Genomic DNA, 24,841 nt, shown 5'->3' on the forward strand with positions numbered 1-24,841 from the left:
AGGCAATAGGATACGAATCGGTATCTTATTGGCCGAGAGGTTAGGCTAACCTAAGCACCGGACATCGCGGAACCACGTGTGATGCACCCGCGATCCAGCAGACCACCGAGGAGAGACTCCCATGCCCCACTGGGAACGACTGGCCGTCCGCGCCCTGGGAGCATCCGAGACGGTGCTCACCGTGGTGGGCCGCGAGCCGGTGAGCGAGACGTACACCCGGATCACCGTGCGGGACGAGGGCTTCCTGGTCCGGCACACGCCGTTCCCCACCCTGTGGCTGCGGCTGTGGTTCACGTCCGAGGGCAAGGACCACCAGCGGGCGTTCACGGTGACCAACCCGCGCCCCGAGCAGGGCCTGTTCGACCTCGAGTTCGCCCTGCACGAGGGGGCGGCGTCCGACTGGGCGCGCACGTGCGAGCCCGGTGACAGCATCCGGGCGTCCCTGCTGGGCAGCACCCCGCCGTGGCAGCCCAAGCGCAGCCCTCGCCGCGCCTCCGAGGACGCTCCCGCGCCGGTGCTGGGCTCGGACTTCCCGGGGCGCACCGTGATCGTGGCCGACCCCGCGAGCCTGCCCGCGATGAATGCGATGCTGCCCGAGCTGAGCTCCCAGGACGTGGAGGTCTGGTTCGGCTACCGCAACGCGGCGGACGAGTCCCTGCCGGTCGCGGCGTGCGCCCACCACACCGTGCGCCGCGTGCCCCACCGCGGCGAGCACGCCAGCATGGCGGACGCCGTGCTCGCGGACTGGGACTCCCGCCGGCCCACCGAGTCGGACCGGTTCTGGATCGCCGTGGAGGCGCAGGAGAACCGTCGGCTCAGCTCCACCCTGCGGACCCGCTACGGCGTCCCGCGCACGAACATCGACGCCACGGCGTACTGGAGGAACGCATGAGCACCGTCACCGCGGTGGAACCCACGGAGGCCCCCGTCCGCGCCACCCGCCCGTTCTGGGTGCTGCTGTGGGCGCTGTACACCACGCAGTTCATCGGGGCCTCGTTCCTCTCGACCGGGCTCGTGGGCATCCTGCGGGACGGCGGGACGGACCTCGGGACCCTGGGGATGCTGCAGCTGCTGGCCCTCGTGTGGCCCCTGAAGTTTTTGTGGGCCCCGTTGCTGGACCGGTGGTCCCCGGCGCGCACCACCGGCCACTACCGCTCCTGGCTGCTGGTGCTGCAGCCCCTGATGGTGCTGTCCCTGCTGGCCATGGCCCTGATCTCGGACCCGCAGGACGGGCTGTGGGCCGTGATCCTGCTGGCCGCGGCGTTCGTGATGTTCTCCGCGACGCAGGACATCGCCGCGGACGCGCTGTCCGTGCGCGGGCTGCAGTCCCACGAGCACGACCTCGGCGCGGGTGTGCAGGTGGGCGCGAGCTACATCGGCACCGTGGTCGGGGGCGGTCTGGCGCTGCTGGTCTACGACGCGTGGGGCTGGCGCGCCGCCGTGCTGCTGCTCGCCCTGTGCACGGCCGTGGCTATGGTGCCGGTGCTGCGCCACCGGGAGGCCGAGCGCACGGCCACAGAGCCCGCGATCGGCGGGCTCTCGGCCATGTTCGGCGTGCTCTCGGTGCCCGGCGCCAAGCGGTGGGCCCTGGTGGGTGTGCCGCTCGTGACCCTGGGCTCCGCGGCGGTGTGGTCGCTCGTGACCCCCGCCCTCGTGGACGCGGGCTGGTCCCTGGCCTTCATCGGCACCGTGACCTCCGTGATCGCCGCGGCCCCGGCCCTCGCGGCGGCGCTGCTGGGCGGGCAGCTCTGCAGCCGCCACGGCCGCGGCGTCACGCTGCTGCTCGGCGGAGCGGTCCAGCTCGCGGGGGCGCTGTGCTTCGTGCCCGTGATGTGGGACGGGATCGCGCTGCCCCACGGCGCGGAGGTGCTGCTGGGGATCCTCGGCGCGTGCTGCGTGCTCGCGGGCTACACGATCATGAACACGGGCATGTACGCCGTGAACCTGGACCTGGCGCGGCCCGGCCACGCCGGCGCGGACTTCACGCTGCTGAGCTCCATCGCCATGCTGGGCGGCACGATCGGCGCCTCGGCGGGACTCTCGGTCGCGGGTGCGGCCGGCTACGGCACGGCCCTCGTAGCGGGTCTGCTCGCCGCGGCCGCCGGCGTGCTCGTGTGCCGCACGCACCCGCTGCTCGCCCGCGCGCACTGACCGGTTCCGTTCCGGCGTCGACGCCGCGGGCAGTGCTGCACGCGGTCACGACGCCGCTCGCGGGCGTCCCCGGGCGAGGCGCCCTCGCGCGGGGGACCGCTGGGCCGCCAGGTCACGGGACCGCCCCGGGAGCGGCCGCACCAATGCTCCCCCCGCGAGCCGGCGGCACGCGCTGTCACACGTCGCCGGGGTCGGGTGGCGCACAGGACGACGACGCCGCAGGAGCGGCCCCGCGGCGTCGTCGTCCTCCGAGCGGAACCGCTCAGTGGAACTCGGGCAGGCGCATCATGCCCTCCTGCACCGTGGTGGCGATCATGGTGCCGTCCCGGGTGAACATCTTGCCGATCGACAGCCCGCGCGCCGAGGACGCGCTCGGGGAGGTCTGGGTGTAGAGGATCCACTCGTCCGCGCGGGCGTAGCGGTGCCACCACATCGCGTGGTCCAGGGAGGCCACGTTCATGCCGCGCTCGCCCCAGGACCGGCCGTGACGGCGCAGGATGGGCTCCATCATCGTGTAGTCGGAGACGTACGCGAGGGCCGCGCGGTGGATCGCAGGGTCGTCCGGCAGCGGTGCGAGCGCCTTGACCCACACCGCGTTGTAGGAGTCGTGCGGGCCCTGCCACGGCAGGAACAGCGGCTCGGTGATGTAGCGCATGTCGAACGGGCGCTCGAAGGCCTGGGCACGCGCCTCGGGGATGTTCAGGGCGCCGAAGGTCTCCCGCAGGGAGGGCAGGGACTCGGGGTCCGGCACGTCCTGCGGCATCTCGTCCTGGTGCTCGAGCCCCTGGGCGGGCTCCTGGAAGGACGCGATCATCGACAGGATGGTCTTGCCCTCCTGGTAGGCGTGGATCCGGCGCGCGGAGAAGGACCGGCCGTCGCGCACGCGCTCCACCCCGAACGTGATGGGCAGCTCGATGTCCCCGCCACGCAGGAAGTAGGCGTGCAGCGAGTGGATCGCGCGGTCCGGGTCCACGGTGCGCATCGCGGCCATCGAGGCCTGCGCGAGCACCTGCCCGCCGTAGACGCGGGCGCGGGGGGTGGTGATGGTGCGGCCCACGAAGATGTCCTCCGTGGTGCGTGCGCCGCCGCCGTCGGCCAGATCGAGCATCCGGATGAGGGCGTCCACGGGGTCTTGCGTCGGGTCCAGAGTCATGGACCCACTCTAAACCGGCGGGTGGATGTGGTGTGATGGAACCATGACTTCCCTCAACGTCCCCGTGCAGATGCGATTCTTCGACCAGGACCAGTACGGGCACATCAACAACGTGACCATGCTGCGCTACTTCGAGGACGCCCGTGTGCGGCTCACCGCCTCGCCCGTCACAAAGGACCCGGACCACGGTGTCCCGGAGGACACCACGTTCCGCGAGTCCGTGGGGGAGCTGCGCACCGTGGTGGCCCACCAGAGCGTGGACTACAAGGAGCAGCTGTTCTTCCGCATGGATCCGGTGTTCGTGCGCACGTGGATCTCGCGCATCGGGGGCTCCTCGTTCACCATCTCCTACCGCCTGCAGGAGGAGGACGGCTCCCACGTGTACGCGGAGGGGGAGTCCGTGATCGTGGTGATGGACCCGGACACCGGCCGCAGTGTCAAGCTCTCGGAGGACCACCGCGCGCTGCTGGGTTCCCTGGAGGACGACGTCAAGTACTCCCACGCGCAGTGAGCACCCCTCAAGATCCCGCCGCCGCGGGCTTCACCCTGCTCGACCGCCAGGACGCTGCGGACCTGGCCACCTACGTGAGCCGCGCCCGTTCCGTGGACCCCCAGGCCGCGGTGCGGCTGCAGGGCCTGGACCGCGTGCTCGCCGCGTGGGTCTCCGTGATCCACCCCGCGGGCCTGCTGGACACCGCCCCCGTGGTGCTGGGGCTGCGCACCATGGGGCTCGCGCAGTCCTGCGACCTGGACCTCACGGTGGCGGCCTCCGCGATCACCGACCGGCTCGCGCGCGTCGCGGCGGAGCCCGAGCCCGCGCAGCCCTCGCCCGTGTTCCTGAGCGCACCCCCGCAGCAGGTCTCGGCCGCGTGGGCGGGGATCGTGGCGCCGCGCACCGGGTGGAGTGCCGCGGGCACGGTGGCCTCCCACCGCGTGCACGAGGTCGCCCGCCGGGGCGTCCAGGCGGTCGCGGACACCGTGCCCCCGGACGCAGGAGCCCCCGTGGTGCAGAAGGTGCGGTCGCGGGTGTGGGGCGCGTCCTCGGACTGGGGGCCGCTGGACGGTCCCGAGATCCCGGACGGCGCCGCCTTCGCCCTCGACGTGCTGGGCTTCATCCCGTCCGCGGAGCCGACCGTGCGGGTGGCCGTGGAGCAGACCGGGCAGTGGGCCCGGCTGAGCACGGGCGCGGGCCACGTGCTCGTCAAACTGCCCCGCTGAGCCGCCGCCGGTCCCCCGGACGCCGTGGTTCTGCCGCCCCTGCGTCGGGGCGGCCGCGGTGCCAGCCCGAGAGCGCTGCCCAGGGCATCTCAGCCCGGACGGTTCACCATGGCGTGGGCCGCGCGGTCGAAGTAGTCCCACATGATCCCGTCGTGCAGCGGGGACAGCTCGAGGGTGTCCATGGCCGCGCGCATGTGCGCCAGCCAGGTCTCGCGCGCCCACGTGTCCACGGGGAAGGGGGCGTGGCGCATCCGCAGCCGCGGGTGACCCCGCTGCTCCGAGTACGTGGTGGGCCCGCCCCAGTACTGCTCCAGGAACATCCGCAGCCGCTCCTCGGCCGGGCCGAGGTCCTGCTCCGGGTACAGGGCCTTGAAGTCCGGGTCCTCGGCCACGCGCGCGTAGAACTCCCGGGTGAGTTTCTCGAACGTCGCGTGCCCGCCCACCTGGGCGTAGAAAGAGTCCGACGACGCCGCCTCGGCCGCCTCGCGCGCATCGCCCACCTGCTGGGGCGGCTGGGTCACGGGCGGGCCCGCGGAGCGCGAGCCCACTGCGCCGAGGGTGAACGCGCGCCGCCCCGCCGGGGCGGCGGCGTCCGAGAACGCTCCGGGACTGACGGGCTCCTGCTCCCGGCCACGTGCCGCGCCCGCGTCCCCGCGGGGTGCGGAGGGCGCGGCACCGGGGAGCGGGGAGTCCGGTGCGGGGGCCGCACCGGACTCGGAGCCGTGCTCCGCGGCGACCGGCCCGCGGGGGTCCCGGTGGTCTCCGCCGCCGGTGGGATCGGCCGTCATCGGCCGGAGCCGCCGGTCGTGCCGGTGGCCGCGGCGTCGACCTGCTGGGCGCGCACGGCCCGGCGCGCGGCGTCCTGGCGCTCCAGCACGATGCGCCGCAGCCCGCTCAGGGCCGGGTCGAGGGAGTCCAGGAAGCGCTGGGCGTCGTCCACGGTCTGCTGCGTGGCGTGGCGCGGGAAGAGCCCCACGGCCACCTGCTGGGCGAGCTCGTGGGTGCGTTCCCGCCACACCCCCGTGACTTCCGCGAAGTAGCGGGCGGCGTAGGGGGCGAGCAGGGCGTCGTCGTGGACCCGGAAGAACCCCGCGATGGCGGCCTGCTGCTGGGAGTTGGGCAGGGCGCCCTGCTCGACCACGAGCTGCCAGGTCTGCGCCTTGGCCTCGGGGGTGGGCACCGCGGCGCGGGCGGTGGCCGCGGCGATCGCACCCGTCTCGGTGTTGTCTTCGCGCAGAGCCGCCTCGATCTCCTCGGTGCCCGCACGGCCCGCGGCCACGAGTGCGGTGAGCACGGACCAGCGGGTGTCGGTGTCCAGCTCCACGCCCTGCGGGACGCCCTCGCCCCGGGCGAAGCCGGCCACGCGGTCGAACTGCTCCTGCGTGCAGGCCCGGCGCAGGAACGCCCGGAAGAACTGCCACTGGTGGTCGGAGCCGGCCTCCGCGGCGGCCGTGAGGTCCCACAGCTGCGCCGCGGCCCGCGCGCGTACCTCGTCCGCGTGCTCGGGCGCGAGGTAGCGGTCCAGGGCCACGTCCAGCTGGCGCAGCTGCACCTGCACGGCCGTGGAGTCCGTCTCGTGGCCCACGTTGGAGAGCACGAGGTCCACGTAGTCGCTCGCGGGGCTCACGCCGTCGTGCACGGAGTCCCACGCCGCGGCCCACACGAGCGAGCGGGGCAGGGACTCCTCGAAGTCCCCGAGGTGGGTGGTGGCCGTGGCCAGGGAGCACTCGTCCAGGCGGATCTTGGCGTAGGCGAGGTCGTCGTCGTTGAGCAGCACCAGGTCCGGGCGCTCGCGGCCCACGAGCTGCGGGACGTCGGTGAACTCGCCGTCCACGTCCAGCTCCACGCGGAACGTGCGGCTCAGCAGCCCGGTGTCCTCGCGGTGGTCGTAGAAGCCCACGGCCACGCGGTGGGGCCGCAGGGTGGGGTGGCCCTCCTGGCCCAGCTGCTCGATGCGGAAGGACGTGATGACGCCGTCGTCGTCGGCCTCGACCCGCGGCACCAGGGTGTTCACGCCCGCGGTCTCGAGCCAGCGTGCGGACCAGTCGGTGAGGTCGCGCCCGCTGGCCGCCTCGAGCTCGACCATGAGGTCCGAGAGCTCCGTGTTGGACCACGCGTGCTTGCCGAAGTAGCGGTTGAGTCCCGCCATGAACTCCTCCTGGCCCACCCAGGCCACGAGTTGCTTGAGCACCGAGGCGCCCTTGGCGTAGGTGATGCCGTCGAAGTTCACGAGCACCGCCTCGAGGTCCGGGATCTCGGCCTTGATGGGGTGGGTGGTGGGCAGCTGGTCCTGCTCGTAGCCCCAGGACTTCTCCCCGGCCGCGAACGTGGTCCACGCGTTGGTGTACCGGGTGTTCTGCGCGCACGCCAGGGTGGACATGTACTCGGCGAAGGACTCGTTGAGCCACAGGTCGTTCCACCAGCGCATGGTCACGAGGTCCCCGAACCACATGTGCGCCAGCTCGTGCAGAACGGTGATCGCGCGGCGCTCCACGCGGGCCTGCGCCGGCTTGGAGCGGAAGACGTAGGACTCCACGAACGTCACCGCGCCCGCGTTCTCCATGGCGCCGGCGTTGAACTGCGGCACGAAGAGCTGGTCGTACTTCTCGAAGGGGTAGGGCACCCCGAACTGGGACTCGAAGAACTCGAAGCCCTGCTTGGTGACCTCGAACATCTCCTCGGCGTCCACGTACTCGAACAGGGAGCGGCGGGCGAACAGGCCCAGCTCGATGGTGCGCCCGTCCGAGGAGACCAGGCTGTCGTGGGTGCTCACGTACGGGCCCGCGATCAGCGCGGTCACGTAGCAGGACATCACCGGGGTGGGGGAGAAGTCCCAGCGGGCCACGCCGTCGGACACGGCCACCGGCTCGGGGCTCGGCTGGTTGGACACCACCGCCCAGTCGGCGGGGGCGGTTACGGAGAACTGGAACGTGGCCTTCAGGTCCGGCTGCTCGAACACCGGGAACATCCGCCGGGTGTCCGCGACCTCGAACTGCGAGTAGAGGTACACCTGCCCGTCCGCGGGGTCCACGAAGCGGTGCAGGCCCTCGCCGGTGTTCATGTAGCGCATGGTGGACTCGACCACCAGCTCGTTGCGCTGCGCGAGGCCCGGCAGCTGGATCCGCTCACCGTCGCTGACCTCGGCGGGGTCCAGGGACGCGCCGTTGAGGGTCACGGACTCCACGGAGGCCGTGATGGCGTCGATGAACGAGCTGCTGCCCGGGGTGGCGGTGAAGTCCACCGTGGTGTGCACGCGGAAGGTCTCCGGATCCCCGGTGAGCTCCAGTGCCACCCGATAGGACTCGACCGCCAGGGTCTGCGCGCGTTCTGCGGCCTCCGCACGGGTCAGGTTGGTTCCGGGCACGACGGCGTTCCTCTCCTCGACGACAAGTCCATGCGCGCGCGGCGCATTCGGCCATTATTGCAGTCGCCACACTCCGCGCGGGGACCACACCGCCGTGCGTCCCCGCGCGGCCGTCTGTGTGGCGGGAGATCACCGTGCGGGCGTGTCGTCCCGGCCCGCGGGTGCCCCGCTCACCCGGCCCGGCGATACAGTGGGCTCTCGTACCTCGACCCCGCGGCCGCGTACGGCCGCAACCCCGACCAGGAGCTGCTGACACCATGCGCGTGCACATCGCCACTGACCACGCCGGCCTCGACCTCTCCCACCACCTCATGCAGAAGCTCACCGAGCACGGGTACGAGATGATCGACCACGGACCGCAGGAGTACGACCCGGCGGACGACTACCCTGCGTTCTGCATCAGCGCCGCCCTGGGCGTGCGGGAGGACCGCGCGAACGGCCTCGACTCGCTGGGCATCGTGCTGGGCGGCTCCGGCAACGGCGAGCAGATGGCCGCCAACAAGGTGGAGGGCATTCGTGCCGCCCTCGTGTGGAACCAGGACACCGCCAAGCTCGCGCGCGAGCACAACGACGCCCAGGTCATGGCCATCGGCGGGCGGCAGCACGAGACGGACGAGGCCCTGCAGCTCGCCCTGACCTTCATGGCCGAGCCGTTCTCCGGGGACGAGCGCCACGTGCGCCGCATCGCCCAGCTGGGCGAGTACGAGCGCACCGGGGACGTCGCGGGCAGGTTGTCCGCGATCACGCCCCGCCCCTTCACGGCGAACTGAGCGGGGCCCGCACCCGTGCCCGAGGGCCACTCCGTCCACCGTCTCGCGCGCCAGCTCGCGGACCTCTTCGAGGGCCAGCAGCTGCGCGTCTCCAGCCCGCAGGGCCGCTTCGCCGCCGGGGCCGCGCTGCTGGACGGGCGCGTGCTGACGCGCTCGCGGGCCCACGGCAAGCACCTCTACCTGGACTTCACCGCCCCGGGGGACTCCTCGGACGTGCTCGTGCTGCGGTCGCACCTGGGGATCTACGGCGCGTGGAGCTTCGCGGGGGACGAGACGTTCGCCGCGGCGTCGGCCATCGGCGCGCCGCGGCGGCTGGGGGAGCGGGAGACCGGCTCCGCGGCGGGACCCGTGGTGCACGACGCCGCCGGGCGCGTGGTCCCCGACGCCCCCGTGGGCGCGGTGCGCGTGCGTCTTGCGGGGGAGCACGGGTGGGCGGACCTGCGCGGTCCCACGCTGTGCGCCGCGGAGACCCCGGCCGAGGCCAGGGCCGCGGAGGCCAAGCTCGGCCCGGACCCCCTGGACCCGGAGGCGGATCCCGAGCCCTTCGTGGCCGCCGCCGGACGCAGTCGGCGCCCGGTCGGAGTGCTGCTCATGGAGCAGCACGTGGTCGCGGGGATCGGCAACATCTTCCGCGCGGAGTCCCTCTTCCGCCGCGGGGTGGACCCCACGACCCCCGGGACCTCGCACACCCGCGAGGACCTGCTGGGGCTGTGGGAGGAGAACGTAGCGCTCATGCACGTGGGCGTGCGGCTGGGGCGGATCATCACCACGGACCCCGAGGACCGCCCCGGTGTCCCGGAGGCCGAGGCGTGGCCCGAGCACGCCAACTACGTGTACCACCGCCAAGACCAACCATGCCGCCGGTGCGGGGCCACGGTGCTGAAGCAGGACCTGAACGGGCGGGGCCTGTACTGGTGCCCGAGCTGTCAGGCGTGAGCACGGGGGCCAGACGCTCGGGGAGGTCGACGGGTGTGAAGTTGACCGTTGAATGGCGGGCTTCTGGTGGGAACATGTGGCGTTAGCTGGTGATGCGGGTGCTGGCGGCTGCCTCGATGACGTCGACGGTGATTGTGTCGAGTTGGTTGATCTTCAGGATGTGTCCGATCTGGGGGAAGATGCGTTCGAGGAAGCGGAAGGTGCCTTGGGTGATGCGTTCGATCGTGGCGATGGCCTGGGCATCGCTGAAGCCTTGGGGTCGAGTGCGCGGCTGAGGCGTTTCCAGTGGCGGGTCAGGATCAAGAAAATTTCCGCACGGGCGAAGGCGCGACAGCCGTGGGAAAACTCCGCGGATATAGTCATGGGCATGAACAACGAGGTTCTTGCCAGCGCACCAGTGCCCCTCGGACGGGCGCGGGAGGTCCTCCGCCAGCCTTCATTCGCGTTGTTCTGGAGTGCTACGACGATCCGTACTTTCGGGGGCGCGATCGCAGGGGTCGCGTTCCAGGTGCTCATCGTCACCACCGTGCACGCGACCCCAATGCAGATCAGCATCCTGAACGCTCTCGGCGTTGCACCGTATCTCGTGTTGGGATTTATCGTCGGCGCTCTCATGGACCGCTGGCGTCGTCAACGAACCCTGGTGCTTATGACCGTTGGACGCGCGGTGACGCTTGCAGTGGTCCCGGTGCTGCTCCTCACGGGCGCGCTGAACTTCTGGTCTCTGGGCGCGGTCATCCTTGTTCTAGGGGTCCTCACGCTGTTCTCCGACTCCGCCGCGCAGCCGTTGCTCCCACGCATCGTTCCACGTGGGTCACTGGTGATGGCGAATGCGCGACTCGGTCAGAGCGGAACTGTGGCGCAAACTGCCGGTCCACCACTTGGCGGTGTGCTCCTGAACCTCATCGGGGCGCCTCTCCTGTTTGTGTTTGAAACGGCTGTCAATGTGGTCGCCGCCGTGCTGCAGGCGCGGATTAAGGTCAAAGAGCCCAAGCCCGAGCCTCGCCCGCCGGGACGGTATGTGGGGCACGACATCATCGAGGGGATGCAGTACACCTACCGACACCGGACTCTGCGACCTCTCGCGCTCTCGGTCCACGTTTGGTTCCTCGGCAACAGCATCGTCACTACCGTGTTCGCCGTCTACGCCTTACGTGAGCTGGCCCTCCCGGCGTGGGCGTTCGGCGTCGCCCTGGCGGCCGGGGGTGTCGGCGGCTTCATCGGCGCTATTATCGCCCCCCGTGCTGGTTCTTGGCTGGGCGCCGGGCGATCGATCTTGTTGGGGCGCATCCTGGTCGTGATCCCGTGGCTCACGCTTGCGCTGACGCCGCTGGCCCAGAGCAGTACAGCTATCGCCCTCACCGTCGTCGTCGCCGCACAGTTCCTGTATTGCCTCGCTATGGGCATTGAAGACACCAACGAGATCTCCTACCGCCAATCGGTCGTGCCCGACGGGATCCAGGGTCGGATGAACGCCACCATCCGTACGGTGAACCGCATCGTGTTCTTTTTCGGGGCGCTCCTGACGGGTCTGATGCTGACGTTTTTCGGCTACCACCTGACGATCGGAATCGGCGCTGGTGTATTCTTCCTCGCCGCTCTCATCATTGTGTTCTCACCACTGCGTAATGCCCGGCAGGAGGACACCGTCACCTGAGCACGACCGCTGGACGGGCCTTCCGAGCGGGACCGGAGCTAGGTCTGGAACGCCCACGGAATCGTCCCTGGAAAACCGTTCCACGCGCGGTGCCGGCCTGCACCTGATCGTGCTAGGCCGCCAGTTCGTGACTGTCAGGTCCCACGGCACCTAGCCGGTCGTATCGTGCCGTCGGCGCTCGGGCACCAGAATGCAGTCGCGGAGGTACCAAATCGGGTGGTTTAAAGAGGCGACCTCGCTTCTTTCGTGGGTTATCAATGCACCAGTGGGGACGTCCCGCAGACACCGAACGCGGCCGCGTAGGGGCGGCACGAGCGTCGCAAACACGAACTCCTCGCCCATCCGCGCGAACACCAAGGCACCAGCATCGCGCTCGACGGCAAGAGGCATCTTCCAAAGACCGCCAAGTGCGCCGCATACCGGTGCTGGAAGCTCGCCGCGTTACGATGCGCATCACAGTCGGCGGGCCCGGCGCGGTGACCGTGCGGCGTCGCTGGCCGTGGGGTGCGAGGCTCATGGGATTCGGCTGACGTGGAGCCCGGGACGGTTCCGCAAGACGGAGCGGGGTGTGGAGCCCGGGTCCACCCGACACTGTCCCGTGAAGCGGAGCCGGGACGCAGAGAACCCCGCGGCGACGGGCGCTGCGGGGTTCTCTCAGGGTCTGGAGGGGGCGACGGGAATCGAACCCGCGTAGCCAGTTTGGAAGACTGGGGCTCTACCATTGAGCTACGCCCCCGGGGACGTGAAAAGAGTACACGAGGCCCACAGGGGGTGCCACCCGACCGGACGCGCGCACCCGGGAATTCCGGGCGTGGCCCCGCGACACGATAGAGTGGACAGTTGTCGGCTCGCCGTGAGGTGGTCCGGCGCCCTCGTCCCGCCCGAGAGCGGAGCGAACGCGGCTCGTTTCCCGGGCACGCGAGCACGGGGTGTAGCGCAGTGGCTAGCGCGCCTGCTTTGGGAGCAGGAGATCGCAGGTTCGAGTCCTGTCACCCCGACGTCTGGGCACTGCGGCACCCGTGCCGCAGTGCCCGTCGACCCACCGGACCGACCCCGGTCCGTTGCCGTAAGCACCCAACGACCCCAGGAGTACAGCGGAAGTGAAGAGCGCCGTCGAGAAACTCAATCCCACCGAGGCGAAGATCACGATTGACATCGCGTACACGGATCTGAAGCCCTTCGTGCAGGAGACCTACAAGGAGCTGGCCAACCAGATCCAGATCCCCGGCTTCCGCAAGGGCAAGGTTCCCTCCAAGCTCATCGACCAGCGCGTGGGCTTCGACTTCGTGGTGGAGAACGCCCTCAACGAGGGGCTCAACGCCTTCTACCAGCAGGCGCTCACCGAGAACGAGCTGACCCCGCTGTCCCAGCCCCAGGTGGAGGTGCTCTCCAAGCCCGAGGAGAACGACCGCGAGGCCGACACCAAGGTGGAGATCTCCGTGGCCATCCGCCCCGAGATCGAGCTGCCCGACTACAAGGGCCTGGAGATCCAGGTGGAGGCCCGTGAGGCCACCGCCGAGGACGAGCAGAAGGCGCTGGACGAGCTGCGCGCCCGCTTCGGCACCCTCAAGACCGTGGACCGCCCGGCAGCCGAGGGTGACCACGTGACCCTGGACCTGCAGGCGCTGGTGGACGGCGAGGAGGTCGACGCCGCCAACGACCTCTCCTACGAGGTGGGTTCCGGCACCATGCTCGAGGGCATCGACGAGGCCGTGACCGGCCTCTCCGCGGGCGAGGACGCCACGTTCGAGACCACCCTGGCCGGCGGCGAGCACTCCGGCGCCGAGGCCACCGTCAAGGTCAAGGTCACCGCGGTCAAGGAGCGCGAGCTGCCCGAGGCCGACGACGAGTTCGCCCAGCTGGCCTCCGAGTTCGACACCATTGCCGAGCTCAAGGAGGACCTCAAGAAGCAGGCCGCCGAGTCCGCCGTGGTGGAGCAGGGCATCGAGGCCCGGGACAAGGTCCTCGACAAGCTCGTGGAGCTCATCGAGGTCCCCGTGCCCGAGAAGGTCATCGAAGACCAGCTCGCCCAGCACTTCGACTCCGAGCAGGCCCAGGCCTCCGCGGAGCCGGGCCACGACACCGAGGAGCACCGCGCCGAGGTCCGCCAGAACGCGGAGAACGCGTTCCGCAACGAGATCATCCTGGACGCCGTGGCCGAGGCCGAAGAGGTCGGCGTGGAGCAGTCCGAGCTGATCGACTACATCATCAACATGTCCCAGCAGTACGGCATGGACCCGAACCAGTTCGCGCAGATGCTCGACGGTTCCGGCCAGGCCGGGATGATGGTGGGCGAGGTCCGCCGCCGCAAGGCCCTGGCCAAGGTCCTGGAGACCGCCACGGTCACCGACTCCAACGGCGAGACCGTGGACCTGTCCAGCTTCGTGGGCACCGGCGACGACGCCGAGACCGACGAGGTCGAGACCGAGGCCTCCGCGACCGAGTGAGCCCCGGCGCCGCACCCCGTGCGGACGCCGTCGCCGACGCCGCGACCACACCCCTCACGGGGCGGTGGTCGCGGCGTTTCGCTGTCCGCGTGCCACCATGCGCCGCGAGCGAACAGGGTGCACCACCGGACGCGTGCGCGGGGGTCGGCCACTACGCTTCTGAGACAGCAAGTGTTCATGGGTTGCCGGTGCGCCACCGGAACCCGTCCAGCAGAAAGAGGGCATTCATGACCTCCACTCCCATTCAGCCGTACGGTGCCGCGCCGGCCACTCCGCGTATGGAGGACATGGCGCCGGGTGGTCAGGACGACTACGTCTACAACCGACTGCTCAAGGAGCGCATCATCTGGCTGGGCTCCGAGGTGCGCGACACCAACGCCAACCTCATCTGCTCGCAGATGCTGCTGCTCTCCGCCGAGGACCCCGAGGCGGACATCTTCCTGTACATCAACTCCCCGGGCGGCTCCGTGACCGCGGGCATGGCCATCTACGACACCATGCAGCTGATCCCCAACGACGTGGTGACCGTGGCCACCGGCCTGGCCGCGTCCATGGGTCAGTTCCTGCTCTCCTCCGGGGCCAAGGGCAAGCGCTACGCGACCCCCAACGCCCGGATCCTGATGCACCAGCCCTCGGGCGGGATGGGCGGCACGGCCTCGGACATCCGCGTGCAGGCCGAGCTGATCCTCTCCATGAAGCAGCGCCTCGCGGAGCTCACCGCGGAGCAGACCGGGCAGACGCTCGAGACCATCCTGCGCGACAACGACCGCGACAACTGGTTCGACGCCCAGCGCGCCCTGGAGTACGGCTTCTTCGACCACATCGCGCAGTCCGCGAGCAACGTGACCGGTGGCGGCGGCACCATGAAGGACGCCCAGTAGCGGCGTGCGCTCCTCCACCCCACATCCAAAGACTTCTCAGGACGGATCAATGAACCTCCCTCACGCCACTGCACCGCAGCTGCCCACCAGCCGCTACGTGATCCCCGACTTCGAGGAACGCACCCCGTACGGCTACCGCCGCCAGAACCCCTACACCAAGCTGTTCGAGGACCGCATCATCTTCCTGGGTGTCCAGGTGGACGACACCTCCGCTGACGACATCATGGCGCAGCTGCTGGTGCTCGAGTCCCAGGACCCGGACCGGGACATCACCATGTACATCAACTCCCCGGGCGGCTCGTTCACGGCCATGACGGCCATCTACGACACCATGCAGTACATCCGCCCGGAGATCCAGACCGTGTGCCTGGGCCAGGCAGCCTCGGCGGCCTCCGTGCTGCTGGCCGGCGGCACCCCCGGCAAGCGCCTCGCGCTGCCCAACGCGCGCGTGCTGATCCACCAGCCGGCCATGGAGGGCCAGGGCGGCGGTCAGGCCTCGGACATCGAGATCCAGGCCAATGAGATCATGCGCATGCGCACGTGGCTCGAGGAGACCATGGCGCTGCACACCAACAAGAACGTGGAGGACATCAACCGCGACATCGAGCGCGACAAGATCCTCACCGCCAAGGAGGCGCAGGAGTACGGGATCATCGACCAGGTCCTGGACTCCCGCAAGATCAACAAGCCCTCCACGGTCACCCAGGCCTGAGCCGGGCGCCGGTCGACTCGACCGCGGCCACGGTGCGCACCCCGCGGTGCGCACCGTGGCCGCGTCGCGTCACGGCATGATTGGGCGAGCCGAGAGCGGCTCGCCTAGAGTGGTCCCAGCATCCGCCACGACGAACTGTGAGGCTGAACATGGCGCGCATCGGAGAGAGCGTTGACCTGCTCAAATGCTCCTTCTGCGGCAAGAGCCAGAAGCAGGTGCGCAAGCTCATCGCGGGCCCACGCGTCTACATCTGCGACGAGTGCATCGAGCTGTGCAACGAGATTATCGAGGAGGAGCTCACCGAGGTCACCGAGGCGGACCAGACGGAGCTTCCCCGCCCGAAGCAGGTCTACGACCACCTCCAGGAGTACGTGATCGGGCAGGAGCCCGCCAAGCGCTCGCTGGCCGTGGCGGTGTACAACCACTACAAGCGCATCCGCGCCGGGGTCTCGGGGCACACGCTGTCACTGGCCGGCGCGGAGGGCGACGAGGAAGCCATCGAGGTGGCCAAGTCCAACATCCTTCTGGTGGGCCCCACCGGTTCGGGCAAGACCTACCTGGCGCAGTCCCTGGCCAAGAAGTTGGACGTGCCCTTCGCGGTCGCGGATGCCACCTCCCTCACGGAAGCGGGGTACGTCGGTGAAGACGTGGAGAACATTCTTCTCAAACTCATCCAGGCCGCTGATTTCGATCTCAAGAAGGCGGAGCAGGGGATTATTTACATCGACGAGATCGACAAGATTTCTCGCAAATCGGAGAACCCCTCGATCACGCGTGATGTTTCGGGCGAAGGGGTCCAGCAGGCGCTCCTGAAGATCCTCGAGGGCACGGTGGCCTCGGTGCCCCCGCAGGGCGGCCGCAAGCACCCCCAGCAGGAGTTCCTGCACATCGACACCACCAACGTGCTGTTCATCGTGGCCGGCGCGTTCGCCGGGCTCGAGGAGATCGTGCAGCAGCGCACGGGCAAGAAGGGTATCGGCTTCGGATCGCCCATCAGGGACACCGCGGACGTGGACATCGCCGGGCAGGTCCAGCCGGAGGACCTGCTGAAGTTCGGGTTGATCCCGGAGTTCATCGGGCGGCTGCCGGTGGTGGCTACGCTGTCCAAGCTCTCGGTGGCGGACATGGTCCGGATCCTCACGGAGCCCCGCAACGCCCTGGTCAAGCAGTACCGCAAGCTGTTCCAGCTGGACGGCGTGGAGCTCACGTTCGACCCTCAAGCACTCGAGGCCATTGCCGAGCTCGCGCTGGAACGCGGCACGGGGGCCCGCGGGCTGCGCGCGATCTTGGAGGACATCCTCATGCCGGTGATGTTCGACCTGCCCGGGCGCGAGGATGTCACGGCCGTACTCGTCACCGAGGACGCCGTGGCCAAGCTGGCGGACCCCGAGATCTTCACGCACGAGATGATCGAGGCCGAGCGGCGACGTCACAAGTCCGCGTGAGAACGCGGAGAACGCACGAAAGGATTCAGTATGTCTGAGAAGCAGCAGGTCGATTTCTGGTTCGACCCCCTGTGCCCGTGGGCGTGGATGACCTCCCGCTGGATGGAGGAGGTCGTGCGCATCCGGGACGTGGACGTGGACTGGAAGATCATCTCGCTGGGCATCCTCAACGAGGACAACCCCGATAACCACCACCACGGCCACGACGAGTCCATGTGGCTCGTGCGCGTGATCCAGGCTGCGGCCGAGCAGCACGGCGGCGAGTACTACAAGAAGCTCTACGACGCCATGGGCTCCCGTCGTCACCCCGGTGGCATGGAGGACCTCGAGGCGATCATCACCGAGTCCCTCGCGGAGGTCGGTCTGCCGGCAGACCTCGCCGCGGCCAAGAACTCCACCGAGTACGACGACGCCATCCGGGCGTCCACGGACGAGGCCCGTGCCGTGGCGGGTCAGGACATCGGCACCCCGTGCATCGCCGTGAACGGCCTGGGCTTCTTCGGTCCCGTGTTCACCCCGGCGCCCAAGGGCGAGGAGGCCGGCAAGGTCTGGGACGGCGCCCTGGCGCTGGCGTCCTACCCCGGCTTCTACGAGCTCAAGCGTGGGCGCGAGAAGGGCCCGGACTTCAGCTGAGTCCACCTCTGCACCGCGTGTGAAGGACCCCGCCCCGGCGGCCGGCAACGGCCTCCGGGGCGGGGTCCTTGGCGTTGCCAGCCCGGGCATCCGACGGCCCCGGCCGACAGAGTTCCTCGCAGGCCCCACCGCGCGAGGCGGGTGCGTCCGGGACCTCCCTGTGGGCCGTCCCGTCAGCGCCCGGCCATGCCGTCCGCGAGATCACTCACGGCGTCGGCGAAGCCCCGGGGCCGGGCGTTCATGACGTTGTGGGCGGCGCCGTCGAGGATGCGCTCGGGCGGGTGGCCGAGACGCCCCCGGGTGTCCTGCAGGGAACCGCCGGAGCGGGTGTCCTCGGCGCCCCAGATGATGGCGCGTGGCACGGTGATCGAGCGCATCTGGCGCTCCTCAAGGTGCAGGATGCCGCTGCGCCCCGCGCTGCCCAGCAGCGGGTGCTCCACGTCCCCCTGGGTCAGCGGGCGCATCCACTGCCGGGCCAGGTTCGCGCCGTCCGCGCCGTCGAACGCGGTGCATGCCGAGCCACAGGAACCGGCCAGACCTGCCCTGCTGAGCCACGTCCAGCGTGTGCCGATCCGGTAGAGGCTCGTGGTGTACGGCAGGCGGGCGATCTGCTCCCGCCACGCACCGTTCCCGAGGTCGAGGTCCTGGGCGTCACCGTCCGCGAAGACGACGCCGCCCACCGCCCCGGGGTACCACAGCGCGGTGCCGCCCGCCACGGCAGCACCGAGGGAGTGGCCCACGAGAACGGGCCGCTCGATCCCCAGGGCACGGATGGTTCCCACCACGAGATCGGCCTGGGACCGCAGGTCCTCGGTGTCCCCGCCGCGGGTGTAGCCGAATCCGGGGAGGTCGAACGCGTAGACGTCCCGGCCCTGCGCGGCGATCAGCGGTGCCGCGGCCCGGAAGGCGACCGTGGACTCGGCGAAACCCGGGAGCAGGACCACGGGAGCGGCGTCGTCGGACGGGCGCGGTCCGGTGGGTGCCCAGTGCTCGTAGTGCACGGCGACGTCGCCCACGTCCGTGTACGCCCCGGCGTCGGGTTCCAGGGCGTCGGGCGGGGTGGTTACGGCGTTGCCCACCACGCTGGCAACCGTGAGCAGCACGAGACCGACGACGCCGACCTGCACCGCGCGGCGCAGGATGCGGCCGGTCCGTCGCAGGAACCGGCAGTCGCCGGAACGGGGAGGCGCGGAGGGCAGAGTCACCCGTTCATCATCACCTACGGGGGGCTGGAAAACGTACTGCGGCGGCGCTACTTGGCCCTGCTGAGCACCGGCAGTTCTTCCACGTCCAGTGGTGTGGGAATCACTTCACCTCGACAGTGCTCTCCAGCGTCGAGTTGCCCAGGTAGTGGCCGACGGTCGCCAAGTGGGTTTCCGCGGCGGCGGACTCGTCGGGTGACTGGATCACGGCGCAGACCCCGCCGTGGGACATCTCTGCCAGAGACGCGGCTTCGTACTCCTTGTAGTCGGCGTTGCCGCTGAGGGCTCCCACGCCACTCTCCGACACCGCATACTGGAAGGGTCGCCAATGGTGCCCGTTCGCGGTGGCTCCCGTCTCTTTCAGCTGCTCCTCGGTGGCGGCGTTGGAGCACAGCGCGCCCCAGGCACCCTTCAGCTGCGCAGGCATTGCGGCGTTGAGGTCCTTCTGCGCGTTGGGGCTGAAGATCCGGAAGTTGATGTCATTGCCCTTCAACGTGGTCCCGTTGAGGTCGGCCAGTTTGTCGTTGCTGCCCACGGCCTCGCTGGGCTCGGGGGCTCCCGTGGCCTTGTCGGTCTCGGCAGAGGTCTCGGACGGCGCGAGCGACGTCGTCCCGTTGACGGTGGCGTGCGTGACGTCGTGCGGGTAGTCGTGGTCCGAGGCGAGCACCACCGTCTTCTTTTGTCCCGCGACCACCTCGTACTCGTCGCTGGAGAACGCGTTGTGCACGTCGATGACCCGGTTCTCGGCGTCACCGCTCTCGCTCTCCGCGGCGTCGTAGTCGTTGAGGTAGTCGCCGACCATCGTGTATTCGATGAGCTCGCCCTCGGGAGTGGTGAAGGAGGCGCTGCTGGCACTGACCGGTTGCGTGCCGTGGATGTTGTCCACTGTCACGGCGAGGAAGTGCAGAGGCGTCTCCGACTTCTTCATGAGCGTGCGTGCTTCCTCGACCCCGGCCGGGGCTGCCACGTCCGCTGTGGCCCTGAACGCCACGCCGTCGTCTCCGGAGCCCTCCCAGTTCGTCACGCCCTCGTACGTGCCGTGGTCGGAGGCCTCCTGCGAGGAGCCGGTCCCGTTCTGACCGGCAGAGCAACCGGTGAGCGCGAGGAGGACCACGGCAGCGAGGGAGAGGGACTTCTTCATTGGACCGAGCTTTCTGGTGTAAGGGGGGGGCTCCCCACGCGGGGAGGAGTCGGTGGTTCATGCGGAGAGCGACCCGGTGGCCTGTCGAGGTCACCGGGTCGCTCTCCGACGCGTCGTCGGTCGACACGGACGTCGTTCGCCGGGGGTCAGGCCTGCTCGGTCTGCTCCAGCGCCACGTCGCTCACGCTGAGCTCACCCTCGGCGGGGGAGAGCGTGAGGTCCGCAGCGTTGCCCGCTGCCTTGAGGTCGTCCAGTCCGGCCCGCAGCTGCTCCAGCTGTGCGGCGGGGGCGGAGACGGTGGCGGAGAGCACCGCGGTGCGCTGCTTGACCTTGGCCTCGGACTTGGACTTGCGCAGCCCGGACAGGGCCTCGCCCACCACGGTGAGTACCTCGGGGTCGCCCTCGGCCGCGAGACCGGCGTAGCCGTCCGTCACGGGCCAGGATGAGCGGTGCACCGAGCCGGTGCGCCACCAGGACCAGACCTCTTCGGTGGCGAACGGGATGAACGGCGCGAAGAGCCGCAGCACGGTGTCCAGGGTGGTGGCCAGGGCGGCGTGCACGGACGCCTGCGCCTCGGCCCCGCGGGAACCGTAGGCGCGGTCCTTCACGAGCTCCACGTAGTCGTCCGTGAACGTCCAGAAGAAGGACTCGATCAGCTGCAGCGCCCGGGCGTACTCGTACTCGCGGAACGCGGCGGTGGCGCGCTCCACCACCGTGGCCAGCTGGGCCAGCAGGGAGCGGTCCAGACCGTTGGTCACCACGGAGGCGTCCGTGCCGGAGCCCAGCACGGAGGCCTCGGTGACGCCCTGGGCCAGCACGAACTTGGACGCGTTGAGCAGCTTGATGGCCAGGCGGCGCCCGATCTTCATCTGCCCCTCGTCGTACGCGGTGTCCGCGCCCAGGCGCGCGGAGGCCGCCCAGTAGCGCACGGCGTCCGCGCCGTACTTCTCGAGCACGTCCGTGGGGACCACCACGTTGCCCTTGGACTTGGACATCTTCTTGCGGTCCGGGTCCAGGATCCACCCGGACAGCGCCGTGTTGGTCCACGGCACGGTCCCGGCGAGCGTCTCGGCGCGCACCACGGTGGAGAACAGCCACGTGCGGATGATGTCGTGGCCCTGCGGGCGCAGGTCCATGGGGAAGGTCTTGTCGTGCAGCTCCTCGTCGACGCCCCAGCCCGTGGCGATCTGCGGGGTCAGGGAGGAGGTGGCCCAGGTGTCCAGCACGTCCGGGTCCGCCATGAACCCGCCGGGCTGGTCCCGCTGCTCCTCGGTGTAGCCCGGGGCGGTGTCCGCGGCGGGGTCCACCGGCAGCTGCTCGGGGGAGGGCAGCACGGGGTGCTCGTAGTCCGGCTCGCCGGAGGCGTCCAGCGGGTACCAGACCGGGAAGGGCACGCCGAAGAAGCGCTGGCGGGAGATCAGCCAGTCCCCGTTGAGGCCCTCGATCCAGTTCTCGTAGCGCGAGCGCATGAAGGAGGGGTGCCAGGCCATTTCCCGGCCGCGCTGGATCAGCACGTCGCGGCGCTCGGCGTCCCGGCCGCCGTTGCGGATGTACCACTGGCGGGAGGTGACCACCTCGAGGGGCTTGTCGCCCTTCTCGTAGAAATTCACCGGGTGCATGATCTTCTTCGGTTCGCCGTCCAGGTCCCCGGACTCGCGGAGCATGTCCACCACGGCCTTCTGCGCGGAGAACACGGTCTTGCCGGCCACCTCCGCGTAGCGCTCGGCGGGGGCGCCGTCCGCGATCCACTCGGGCTGCTCGGCCTGGAAACGGCCGTCACGTCCGATCAGGGCCCGCGTGGGCAGGTCCAGCTCGCGCCACCACGTCACGTCCGTGAGGTCGCCGAACGTGCAGATCATCGCGATGCCCGAGCCCTTGTCCGGCTTGGCCAGCGGGTGCGCCTTGACCTCCACCTCCACGTCGAACAGGGCGGAGCGCACGGTGGTGCCGAACAGGTGCTGGTAGCGCTCGTCGTCCGGGTGGGCCACCAGGGCCACGCAGGCGGGAAGCAGCTCGGGGCGGGTGGTCTCGATGAACACCTTCTCGCCGTCCGGGCGGTGGAACGAGACGCGGTGGTAGGCGCCCTCGCGCTCCCGGTCCTCCAGCTCGGCCTGGGCCACGGCGGTGCGGAAGGTCACGTCCCACATGGTGGGCGCCTCGGCCATGTAGGCGTTGCCGGCCTCGTAGTCCTTGAGGAACGCGAGCTGCGAGACCTTGCGGGAGTGCGCGTCGATCGTGCGGTAGGTGCGGTTCCAGTCCACGGACAGGCCCAGCGTGGAGAACAGGTGCTCGAAGACCTTCTCGTCCTCCACGGCGAGCTCTTCGCACAGCTCGATGAAGTTCTGGCGGGAGACCACGTCCCAGTCCCGCTGGTTCTTGGCGGGCTTCTCGGGCGGACGGTACCCCTCCACGTACGGGCGGCCGGGCTCGCAGCGCACGCCGTAGTAGTTCTGCACACGGCGCTCGGTGGGCAGGCCGTTGTCGTCCCAGCCCAGCGGGTAGAACACGTTCTTGCCGCTCATGCGCTGGAACCGCGCGATCACGTCCGTCTGCGTGTAGGAGAACATGTGTCCCACGTGCAGGGAGCCGGACGCCGTGGGCGGGGGAGTGTCGATCGAGTACACGGACTCCCGGTCCGTGTCCTCGCGGAACGCGTAGGTCCCGTTCTCGCGCCACTGCGCGGCGTACTTCTCCTCCAGGCCCTCCAGGGCCGGCTTCTCGGGAACGGTCACCGCGGCGGTGGTCGCTGCGTGGTCAGGGGTCTCGGGCGTGTCTGTACCCGTCGTCTCATGTGCCATGCGCCCAGTCTCTCACGGGGTTTTTCTCCGCTTCGAATCCCCGGGGGACGACGCCGCCCGCCCCGTGCGGAGCACGACGCCGCCCGGTCGCCGCTGCCGGTCACCTCGCCGCCCCGGGGCGCTGCCCGCACGACGCCGGACGGTCGCCACCGGGGGCGCGACACCGCCCGGGGCGCTGCCCGCCGGACGCCGTCCGGTCCCCGTCACCGGGTCCGGGTCCGGGTCCGGGGCGAGCGAGCTCGGGCGGTGCGGCACACGCTGCCGGGTCGTTGCCCCGGTCTCCGACCCGGGAACGCTCGCTGGCCCACGGACCAGGCCGTGCGGCGTCGTGCTCCGTAGACTGCGGGTCATGACGCAGAACAGGGAATCGGCATACGGCACCCCCGGCACGGCGGGGGCGGGCAAGGTCGCGGTGGTCTCGGGAGCGAGCACCGGGATCGGCGAGGCCACGGTGCGGCGGCTGCGCGCGAGCGGGTGGACGGTGTACGCCGTGGCCCGGCGCGAGGAGCGGCTCGCCGAGCTGGCGGAGCAGACCGGGGCGATCGCCGCGCCCACGGACGTGACCGATCAGAATCAGGTGGACGCGCTGCGGGACCGCGTGCTCGCCGAGCAGGGCACGGTGGACACGGTGCTCAACATCTCCGGCGGGGCGCGCGGCACGGACTCCGTGGCGGACGCGGACCCCGAGGGCTGGCAGTGGATGTACGAGGTCAACGTGCTGGGCACCCTGCGGGTGACCCGGGCGTTCCTGCCCGCGCTGCGCGCCAACGGGCGGGGCACGGTGCTGAACCTCACCTCCCTGGCCGCGATCCGGGCGTACGAGGGCGGTGCCGGGTACAACGCCGCCAAGTACGCCGAGCGCGCGATGACCGAGGCGCTGCGGCTCGAGGAGGCCGAGCACAACGTGCGGGTGGTGGAGATCGCGCCCGGGCTCGTGCACACCCCCGAGTTCTCCCTCAACCGCCTGGGTGGGGATCGGGCCGCCGCAGAGAAGGTCTACGCGGGCGTGGCCGAGCCGCTCACGGGGGAGGACGTCGCGGAGGTCTGCGCGTTCGCGGTGGAGCTGCCGCACCACGTGAACATCGACACGCTGACCCTCAAGCCCGTGGCCCAGGCGGCACCGCACAAGGTGATCCGCGCCACCTCCTGACCGGTGGTTCCGCGCCGATGCGCGGCACGTGCGCGGCGGTGCGAACAGCCCACTTGCGGGCCTTCGAGCGGGTGAATTAGGTTAGGCAAGCCTTATCAAATTCACCGCTCGAGGAGAGCCATGTCCAGCGACCCCTCCCAGACCCGTCGTCAGCTCAGCCGCCGCTCCCTGCTCGGATCCGGCCTGGCCGTGGCCTCCCTGATGGGGCTCGCGGCGTGCTCCACCGGCTCCCGGGACGGCGGTGGCTCGGACGCCGCACCGGGTGCCTCGGCGTCCTCCACGCCCACCGACACGTTCCCCGTGACCGTGAAGCACGCTCTGGGCTCCACCAGCGTGGAGAAGGCCCCCGAGCGCGTGGTGTGCGTGGGTGCGAGCAACACCCAGGACTTCGTCGCCGCGCTCGGCGTGGTCCCCGTGGGCATGACCAAGGTGGCGTGGGGCGGCAACGACAAGGGCGCCACCGACTGGTTCGACGCCAAGGTCTCCGAGCTGGGCGGGACGGCGCCGAAGACCATGGACGAGTCCGACGGCGTGAACTTCACCGAGATCGCCCAGCTGAGCCCCGACCTGATCATCGCCGTGAACTCCGGGGTGACCCAGGAGGAGTACGGGCGCCTGACCAAGATCGCCCCCACGGTGGCCTATCCCACGGGCCCGTGGGTGAACTCGTGGCAGGACATGCAGCGGCTCACCGCCAAGGCGCTGGGCCGCACGCAGGCCGGCGAGGACCTCGTGGCGCAGACGGAGAAGCTCATCCGGGACCGCTCGGCGGAGCTCGGGGACGCCAAGGGCAAGAGCTTCATCTACGGGGACGTCTCGCAGTCCCTGGGCTTCTACGGCCCCTCGGACGGGCGCCCCCGCTTCTTCACCGAGCTGGGCCTGGCCCTGGCGCCCGTGGTCACCAAGAACGTCTCGGAGAAGGAGTTCTGGCGCGAGTGGCCCAAGGAGCGCGCGGACGAGCTCACGAGCGACCTGTTCGTGGCCGCCGCCGAGGACGACGCCCAGGCGGAGAAGTTCCGCACGGACCCCGTGCTCAAGACCATCCCGGCGATCGCCGCCGGCCACGGGCTTTTCCTGACCACCAAGCAGGACGTGCTCTCGGGCTACTCGTCCTCGCCGCTGTCCATGCCCCACGCCCTGGACACCCACGTCCCGGCGATCAAGAACGCCCTGGGGGCCTAGC

General features: G+C 70.2%; 20 protein-coding genes and 2 tRNA genes. 15 read left to right on the forward strand and 7 right to left on the reverse strand.

Annotation, left to right across the window (positions count from 1 at the left end; all coding sequences use genetic code 11):
* The first annotated feature begins 121 nt into the window (after positions 1-121).
* Complete coding sequence (locus DNL27_RS05965) at positions 122-892, forward strand: siderophore-interacting protein (protein WP_112234989.1); 771 nt, start codon at positions 122-124, stop codon at positions 890-892.
* The gene (locus DNL27_RS05970; RefSeq protein WP_112234990.1) at positions 889-2,151 is read left to right on the forward strand and encodes an MFS transporter; all 1,263 of its coding nucleotides are present in this window, start codon (positions 889-891) and stop codon (positions 2,149-2,151) included. The genes DNL27_RS05965 and DNL27_RS05970 overlap by 4 nt, the downstream gene beginning before the upstream one ends.
* Positions 2,152-2,413: 262 nt before the next feature.
* Here DNL27_RS05970 and DNL27_RS05975 read toward each other — a convergent pair whose 3' ends face one another.
* A complete protein-coding gene (locus tag DNL27_RS05975; protein ID WP_012398168.1) occupies positions 2,414-3,304 on the reverse strand; it encodes an acyl-CoA thioesterase II in 891 nt (296 codons plus the stop codon).
* Between the two features lie 43 nt (positions 3,305-3,347).
* Between DNL27_RS05975 and DNL27_RS05980 the strand changes: the two genes are divergently transcribed.
* The gene (locus DNL27_RS05980) at positions 3,348-3,815 is read left to right on the forward strand and encodes a thioesterase family protein (protein ID WP_058954796.1); all 468 of its coding nucleotides are present in this window, start codon (positions 3,348-3,350) and stop codon (positions 3,813-3,815) included.
* A complete protein-coding gene (locus tag DNL27_RS05985; RefSeq protein WP_012398170.1) occupies positions 3,812-4,522 on the forward strand; it encodes a hypothetical protein in 711 nt (236 codons plus the stop codon). Before DNL27_RS05980 ends, DNL27_RS05985 begins: the two co-directional genes overlap by 4 nt.
* Before the next feature lie 89 nt (positions 4,523-4,611).
* On the opposite strand, the gene DNL27_RS12425 is transcribed toward DNL27_RS05985, so the two are convergent.
* Together DNL27_RS12425 and pepN are read right to left on the reverse strand one after the other, a co-directional pair.
* Positions 4,612-5,022, reverse strand: coding sequence for a globin (locus tag DNL27_RS12425; RefSeq protein WP_012398171.1), 411 nt, complete (start codon positions 5,020-5,022; stop codon positions 4,612-4,614).
* Positions 5,023-5,306: 284 nt separating this feature from the next.
* A complete protein-coding gene (gene pepN / locus DNL27_RS05995) occupies positions 5,307-7,886 on the reverse strand; it encodes an aminopeptidase N (RefSeq protein ID WP_112234991.1) in 2,580 nt (859 codons plus the stop codon).
* A 257-nt stretch (positions 7,887-8,143) separates the two neighbouring features.
* Here pepN and DNL27_RS06000 point away from each other — a divergent pair, with 257 nt between their 5' ends.
* The 3 genes from DNL27_RS06000 to DNL27_RS06010 are packed head-to-tail and all read left to right on the forward strand — an operon-like array spanning position 8,144 to position 11,249.
* The gene (locus DNL27_RS06000; RefSeq protein WP_112234992.1) at positions 8,144-8,656 is read left to right on the forward strand and encodes a ribose-5-phosphate isomerase; all 513 of its coding nucleotides are present in this window, start codon (positions 8,144-8,146) and stop codon (positions 8,654-8,656) included.
* 15 nt (positions 8,657-8,671) lie between these two features.
* Positions 8,672-9,592, forward strand: coding sequence for an Fpg/Nei family DNA glycosylase (locus DNL27_RS06005; protein ID WP_112234993.1), 921 nt, complete (start codon positions 8,672-8,674; stop codon positions 9,590-9,592).
* Positions 9,593-9,644: 52 nt separating this feature from the next.
* Complete coding sequence (locus tag DNL27_RS06010) at positions 9,645-11,249, forward strand: MFS transporter (RefSeq protein ID WP_239494469.1); 1,605 nt, start codon at positions 9,645-9,647, stop codon at positions 11,247-11,249.
* A gap of 662 nt (positions 11,250-11,911) precedes the next feature.
* Here the strand turns inward: DNL27_RS06010 and DNL27_RS06015 are convergent.
* Positions 11,912-11,985 (reverse strand) — tRNA-Gly (locus DNL27_RS06015).
* Between the two features lie 189 nt (positions 11,986-12,174).
* Between DNL27_RS06015 and DNL27_RS06020 the strand changes: the two genes are divergently transcribed.
* From DNL27_RS06020 to DNL27_RS06045, 6 genes are all read left to right on the forward strand, one after another.
* Positions 12,175-12,247: transfer RNA gene (locus DNL27_RS06020), tRNA-Pro, on the forward strand.
* Positions 12,248-12,349: 102 nt separating this feature from the next.
* Positions 12,350-13,696, forward strand: a complete 1,347-nt coding sequence (gene tig / locus DNL27_RS06025; protein ID WP_012398175.1) for a trigger factor — start codon at positions 12,350-12,352, stop codon at positions 13,694-13,696.
* Positions 13,697-13,923: 227 nt separating this feature from the next.
* On the forward strand, positions 13,924-14,577 hold the full coding sequence (locus DNL27_RS06030) for an ATP-dependent Clp protease proteolytic subunit (RefSeq protein WP_012398176.1): 654 nt from the start codon (positions 13,924-13,926) through the stop codon (positions 14,575-14,577).
* A 49-nt stretch (positions 14,578-14,626) separates the two neighbouring features.
* On the forward strand, positions 14,627-15,289 hold the full coding sequence (locus DNL27_RS06035) for an ATP-dependent Clp protease proteolytic subunit (protein WP_012398177.1): 663 nt from the start codon (positions 14,627-14,629) through the stop codon (positions 15,287-15,289).
* 149 nt (positions 15,290-15,438) lie between these two features.
* Positions 15,439-16,734 (forward strand): ATP-dependent Clp protease ATP-binding subunit ClpX, encoded by a 1,296-nt coding sequence (gene clpX / locus DNL27_RS06040; protein ID WP_112234994.1) that lies wholly within the window; start codon positions 15,439-15,441, stop codon positions 16,732-16,734.
* Positions 16,735-16,764: 30 nt separating this feature from the next.
* Complete coding sequence (locus tag DNL27_RS06045) at positions 16,765-17,367, forward strand: DsbA family protein (protein ID WP_112234995.1); 603 nt, start codon at positions 16,765-16,767, stop codon at positions 17,365-17,367.
* Positions 17,368-17,540: 173 nt separating this feature from the next.
* On the opposite strand, the gene DNL27_RS06050 is transcribed toward DNL27_RS06045, so the two are convergent.
* From DNL27_RS06050 to valS, 3 genes are all read right to left on the reverse strand, one after another.
* On the reverse strand, positions 17,541-18,572 hold the full coding sequence (locus tag DNL27_RS06050; protein WP_112234996.1) for an alpha/beta fold hydrolase: 1,032 nt from the start codon (positions 18,570-18,572) through the stop codon (positions 17,541-17,543).
* Between the two features lie 100 nt (positions 18,573-18,672).
* Positions 18,673-19,710 (reverse strand): hypothetical protein, encoded by a 1,038-nt coding sequence (locus tag DNL27_RS06055; protein ID WP_112234997.1) that lies wholly within the window; start codon positions 19,708-19,710, stop codon positions 18,673-18,675.
* Between the two features lie 146 nt (positions 19,711-19,856).
* On the reverse strand, positions 19,857-22,508 hold the full coding sequence (gene valS, locus DNL27_RS06060) for a valine--tRNA ligase (protein ID WP_112234998.1): 2,652 nt from the start codon (positions 22,506-22,508) through the stop codon (positions 19,857-19,859).
* 349 nt (positions 22,509-22,857) lie between these two features.
* On the opposite strand from valS, the gene DNL27_RS06065 reads away from it, so the two are divergent.
* On the forward strand, positions 22,858-23,658 hold the full coding sequence (locus DNL27_RS06065) for an SDR family oxidoreductase (protein ID WP_112234999.1): 801 nt from the start codon (positions 22,858-22,860) through the stop codon (positions 23,656-23,658).
* A 120-nt stretch (positions 23,659-23,778) separates the two neighbouring features.
* A complete protein-coding gene (locus DNL27_RS06070) occupies positions 23,779-24,840 on the forward strand; it encodes an ABC transporter substrate-binding protein (protein ID WP_112235000.1) in 1,062 nt (353 codons plus the stop codon).
* Position 24,841: the final 1 nt, after the last annotated feature.

The sequence above is a fragment of the Kocuria sp. BT304 genome (assembly GCF_003290245.1).
GTDB classification, from domain to species: Bacteria; Actinomycetota; Actinomycetes; order Actinomycetales; family Micrococcaceae; genus Kocuria; species Kocuria rhizophila_A.